The sequence below is a fragment of the Thauera phenylacetica B4P genome (assembly GCF_000310225.1).
In the GTDB taxonomy this organism is placed as follows: Bacteria; Pseudomonadota; Gammaproteobacteria; order Burkholderiales; family Rhodocyclaceae; genus Thauera; species Thauera phenylacetica.
The window spans coordinates 1-4885 of sequence record NZ_AMXF01000272.1 but is presented as its reverse complement, the minus strand read 5'-3'; the positions used below and the strand labels follow the sequence as shown (position 1 = coordinate 4885).

Below are 4885 nucleotides of genomic sequence, written 5' to 3'. Positions count from 1 at the left end.
TGTCCCGCCTCGCCCGCCTGGGCAGCCTCGCCACCGGGGTGGCGGGCGGCATGCTCGCCGAGGGCGCGCGCCAGCTCGCCGCCGGCAAGCGACCGAAGGTGAGCGAGCTGGTGCTCACCCCGGCCAACGCCCGCCGCGTCGCCGAGCAGCTGGCGCAGCTGCGCGGCGCCGCGATGAAGGTCGGCCAGCTGATGTCGATGGACGCCGGCAGCCTCTTGCCGCCCGAGCTCGCCGACATCCTCGCCCGCCTGCGCGAGGACGCGCGCACGATGCCGATGAGCCAGGTGGTGCAGGTGCTGGAGACGCACTGGGGCAAGGGCTGGGAGCAGGGCTTCGAGCGCTTCTCCTTCACTCCCTGCGCGGCGGCCTCGATCGGCCAGGTTCATCGCGCCCGCACTCGCGACGGCCAGGAGCTGGCGATCAAGCTGCAATACCCCGGCGTGCGCCGCAGCATCGACAGCGACGTGGACAACGTCGCCACCCTGCTGCGCGTCTCCGGCCTGCTGCCCAAGGCGCTCGACCTCGCGCCGCTGCTCGCCGAGGCCAAGCGCCAGCTCCACGAGGAGGCCGACTACCGCCGCGAGGCCGAGAACCTGCACCGCTTCGGCGGCCTGCTCGGCGACGCGCAGGATTTCGTGCTGCCGCGCGCGGTGGATGCGCTCACGCGCAGCGACATCCTGGCGATGAGCTGGGTCGAGGGCGTGGCGGTGGAGTCGCTCGCAGAGCCGCAGGCCGCCGACCAGGCGCTGCGCGACCGCGTGGCGAGCCTCTTGATCGGCCTGCTGTTCCGCGAGCTGTTCGAGTTCCGCCTCATCCAGACCGACCCCAACTTCGCCAACTACCGCTTCGACGCCGCCAGCGGCCGACTGGTGCTGCTCGACTTCGGCGCCACCCGGCCCTACGCCGAGCCGGTGGTCGCGGCCTACCGCCGCCTGATGGCGGGCACGGTGCGCGGCGACCGCGCCGCGATGGGCGAGGCGGCGCAGGCGATCGGCTATTTCCAGGAGCACATCCACGCCGCCCAGCGCGACGCCGTGATCGACCTCTTCGCCACCGCCTGCGAGCCGCTGCGCCACCCCGGCGCCTACGACTTCGGCGCCAGCGACCTGCCGCTGCGCCTGCGCGACACCGGGCTCAAGCTGAGCATGGAGCGCGACTTCTGGCACACCCCGCCAGCCGACGCGCTCTTCCTGCACCGCAAGCTCGGCGGCCTCTACCTGCTCGCGGCGCGGCTGCGCGCACGCGTGGACGTGGCTGCGCTGGCGGCGCCATGGCTGGGGTAAGGACGCGCAGAAGGCTGGGCGGCGGCAAAGGCTCGCGGCTGCCGCCGCTCCTACAAAGACCATAGCCGCCTCCATCGCCCGTGCCTTGGGGGCGCGTGATGATTCCTGTAGGAGCGCCGGCAGGCGCGAACGCGGCGTACGCCATCGTCCCCTCGCCGGGCCCTGCACGGCGGCAAAGGCTCGCGGCTGCCGCCGCTCCTACAAAGACCGTCGCCGCTTCCGTCGCCCGTGCCTTGGGGGCGCGTGATGATTCCTGTAGGAGCGCCGGCAGGCGCGAACGCGGTATCCGCCATCGTCACCCCCACCGAGCCCTGCACGGCGGCAAAGGCTCGCGGCTGCCGCCGCTCCTACAAAAGACCGTCTCCGCTTCCGTCGCCCGTGCCTTGGGGGCGCGTGATGATTCCTGTAGGAGCGCCGGCAGGCGCGAACGCGGTATCCGCCATCGTCACCCCCACCGAGCCCTGCACGGCGGCAAAGGCTCGCGGCTGCCGCCGCTCCTACAAAAGACCGTCGCCGCTTCCGTCGCCCGTGCCTTGGGGACGCGTGATGATTCCTGTAGGAGCGCCGGCAGGCGCGAACGCGGCGTGCGCGATGTCACCCGCGCCCGCTAGCGCGCCGCGGCGAACACGGTGAGTACGCCGGTGTAGCCGTACAGCCGGCTGTGGGCGATCTCGCCGCCGGCGAAGAAGCCCGCCAGCGGCACGTCGCCGAGCACGTCGCGGATCAGCTCGAGCTCGGCCGCCGGGCGGCCGAAGTGCGGGCCGCCGCGGCCCGAGCAGCTCACATACACCGCCCCGAGCGCGACGCGATCGCTGTCCACCAGCTCATCGCGGATCTCGCGCGCGATGCGGCGCAGGTCGGCGAGCGCCGCCGCCGGGTCGCGCCGGCAGAAGATCAGCCACGCGCCCTGCTCGACCTCGTCGCCGATCGCCACCACGCCGGCGCGCGGGTCGAGGCCGATGATGTTGCGCACCAGCATGTCGGCGCCGAAGGCGACGGGGGCGACGAGCTCCGCGTCTTCGCCCGGATGCAGCCCGACCAGGGTGTTCGACAAGGCCTCGGCGACCGGCTCCAGCGCCATGTCGGGCGGCAGGCCGAGGTCCTCCATCACGCAGTCGAGCGCACCGCGGCCGTCCAGGGTGATGACGAAGTTGTCCTGCGCGCGGCTCACCAGCCGCCGCGGCCCGATCGGCTGGCAGCCCTGGGTGACGCGCGAGATCACGCCGACCTCGGCGGAAAACGCCACCCCCGACAGGCCACCGCCGTCGAAGACCCCGTCGGCGATCTGCACGCTGCGCCCACGCGAGGCGGAGAGGCCGCCGAAGAGATAGCCGCTCGCGGTGCGCTCGGCGAGCTCGGGCAGCAGCTCCTGCAGGTCGGGCGTGCGCCCGTCGGCATGCACCAGCGCGGTGTGGGGGTGGAAGTCCTCGGCCTCGGCGCGCAGCGGCTGCACCCCCGAGAACACGCGGAAGGCGCGCCGCGGCAGGGGCGCGAGCATGAGCGCGAGCGCTGGCTCATCGAAGTGCTCGGCGCCGGTGGCGGCCACCCCGATGCCCACGGTGCCGACCCAGTGCACGCCGGGCAGGCGACGCTGCAGTTCGGCGACGATGCCCTCGGCGTCGGCGGCGAAGCGGTCGCTCAGGTAGCAGAAGCCGAGGGTGTATTCCGGTAGCCCGTCCCGCCCCGCCTGCTCGTGGCCCCCCGCCGCGCGCAGTTCGAGCAGCAGGGCGTCGAGCGCGCGTGCGAGCGCCAGACGCCAGTCGGCGTGGGCGGCATGTCCGGCGGCGAAGCGGGTCGGGTTCATGGGGTCTCCCGGTCGAGGAAATCTTCCAGCGCGGCCGCCACCACCTCGGGCTGGTCGTGCTGCAGGTTGTGCCCGCAGTCGGGCACGGTGACGACGCGGGCGTGGGCGAAGCAGTCGATGCGGCGCTGCAGCTCCTCGGGCTCGTCACCGAAGCGGTCGTGCACATAGCCCTCGGCGGAGACCAGCATCAGCGCCGGAGCACGTACCCGCCGCCAGCACGCCATCGCGTCCTCGATCCGGTAGACCGCGGGCGAGGGGATTTTGTGCCAGGGATCGCCGGCGATCTCGACCTGGCCGTCGGCACGCACGCGACCGAGGTGGCGGCAGAGGAACTCCGCACGCGCCGGGGTGAGGCGCGGATTGGCGACGCGCAGCCGCGCGGCGAGTGCGGCCCGGTCGGCGTAGGCGCGAGCGGGCGGCGGTGCGAGCTGGGCATCGAGCCAGCGCCCGAGCTGTTGCGGCGCATCGACGTCGGCCGGCACCTTGAGCCCGATGAAGTCGAGCATCGCCAGCCGCGCCACGCGCTGCGGGCGCAGGCCGGCGTAGATGCCGGCGATGTTGGCGCCCATGCTGTGACCGACCAGGCGCACCGGGCCCTCGGGCGCGTAGTGCGCGAGCAGGGCCTCGAGGTCGGCGTAGTAGTCGGGGAACCAGTAGGGCCGGTGCAGCCAGGTGGTCTCGCCGTAGCCGCGCCAGTCGGGCGCGATCAGCTGCCAGTCGTGGCGCAGCGCATCGACGACGAACTGGAAGGTGGCCGAGGTATCCATCCAGCCGTGCAGCAGGAAGACCTTCGGCGCATCGGCGGGGCCCCAGCGGCGCACGCTGTATTCGAGGCCGCGGACGGGAACGCGTTCGGTGGTGGAGGGCTTGCGGACGGTGTAGTGCATGCGGGCGGGCGTCTTTTCCGGGACAATCACGCTTCCATTCTAGCTGTCGATTCCATCCCGCCACCGTCCACCTGGCATCCTGCCGGACGCCACCCGCCCGCCCGCATGACCGATCCCGCCACGCTGCGCCGGCGCTTTCTCGCCGAGGCGCAGACCCTTCGCAACGAACGCCGCGACTTCCACGAGTGGCATCGCGGCCGGTCGCACTACCTGCTGTGGGCGATCAACGTAGACCTGCCGGCGGTGCGCGGGCGCGTCGCCGCCGCGCAGCGCGCACTCGACGGGCTGCTGCTCGACGGCTACCGCCGCCAGCCGCACATCACGCTGGCGCTGTGCGGCTTTCCGGCGCGCGGCGCGGAGCCGGCCGCCGACGAGTTCGACCTCGCCTGGCTGCAGGCCCGCGTCGCGGCGCTGGAGGCGGCGCGGATCGCCCCGTTCACGCTCGCGCTCGGCGGCCTGGAGAGCTTCTCGTCGGCGCCCTTCCTGCATGTCGACGGCGCCCTCGGTGCGCTCGCCGCGCTGCGCGCCTGCCTGCACGCGGACACGCCGCACCCGCAGGGCGAGTACGTGCCGCACGTGACCGTGGGCCTGTACGCCGACGCGCTGCCCACGGCCACGGTCGCGGCGCGCTTCGACGGCTTCGCGCCCGCCGCAACGCTGCGCTGCACGATCGAGCGCATCGCCCTGATGAGCTACGCGGCCGCCGAGATCGGCGGCGCCTTGTCCACGCTGGCCGAGTGGAACCTCGCGACGCACCGCCTGCATTGGCGCGACGCGGCGTCCTCGACCGCGCTCTTCGCCCGCCGCGCGCAGGCTTGTGCGAGCCGCGGCGCGGCACCGGCAGCGGGCCACCACCCGGAGACCCCATGAACCCGCCCCCCCGCGACGCCGGGCCCGCAGCCGGACCCGAA

4 protein-coding genes are annotated in these 4885 nt (G+C 73.5%); 2 read left to right on the top strand and 2 right to left on the bottom strand.

Features of this window, described 5'->3' with window-relative positions; all coding sequences use genetic code 11:
- Positions 1-1283 (top strand): ABC1 kinase family protein (locus C667_RS20180; RefSeq protein WP_004379692.1); only part of this gene is annotated, 1283 nt, incomplete at its 5' end.
- A gap of 607 nt (positions 1284-1890) precedes the next feature.
- Here the strand turns inward: C667_RS20180 and C667_RS20175 are convergent.
- Positions 1891-3087: an FIST signal transduction protein gene (locus tag C667_RS20175; protein ID WP_004379690.1), complete on the bottom strand. Its 1197-nt coding sequence runs from the start codon at positions 3085-3087 to the stop codon at positions 1891-1893.
- The gene (locus tag C667_RS20170) at positions 3084-3974 is read right to left on the bottom strand and encodes an alpha/beta fold hydrolase (protein ID WP_004379688.1); all 891 of its coding nucleotides are present in this window, start codon (positions 3972-3974) and stop codon (positions 3084-3086) included. The genes C667_RS20175 and C667_RS20170 overlap by 4 nt, the downstream gene beginning before the upstream one ends.
- Before the next feature lie 105 nt (positions 3975-4079).
- Between C667_RS20170 and C667_RS20165 the strand changes: the two genes are divergently transcribed.
- Complete coding sequence (locus C667_RS20165) at positions 4080-4844, top strand: 2'-5' RNA ligase family protein (protein WP_004379686.1); 765 nt, start codon at positions 4080-4082, stop codon at positions 4842-4844.
- The last annotated feature ends 41 nt before the right edge of the window (positions 4845-4885 follow it).

Coding starts and splice junctions, on each gene's coding strand:
- C667_RS20175 (WP_004379690.1), bottom strand. CDS start 3,087: ATGAACCCGACCCGCTTCGCCGCCGGACATGCCGCCCACGCCGACTGG.
- C667_RS20170 (WP_004379688.1), bottom strand. CDS start 3,974: ATGCACTACACCGTCCGCAAGCCCTCCACCACCGAACGCGTTCCCGTC.
- C667_RS20165 (WP_004379686.1), top strand. CDS start 4,080: ATGACCGATCCCGCCACGCTGCGCCGGCGCTTTCTCGCCGAGGCGCAG.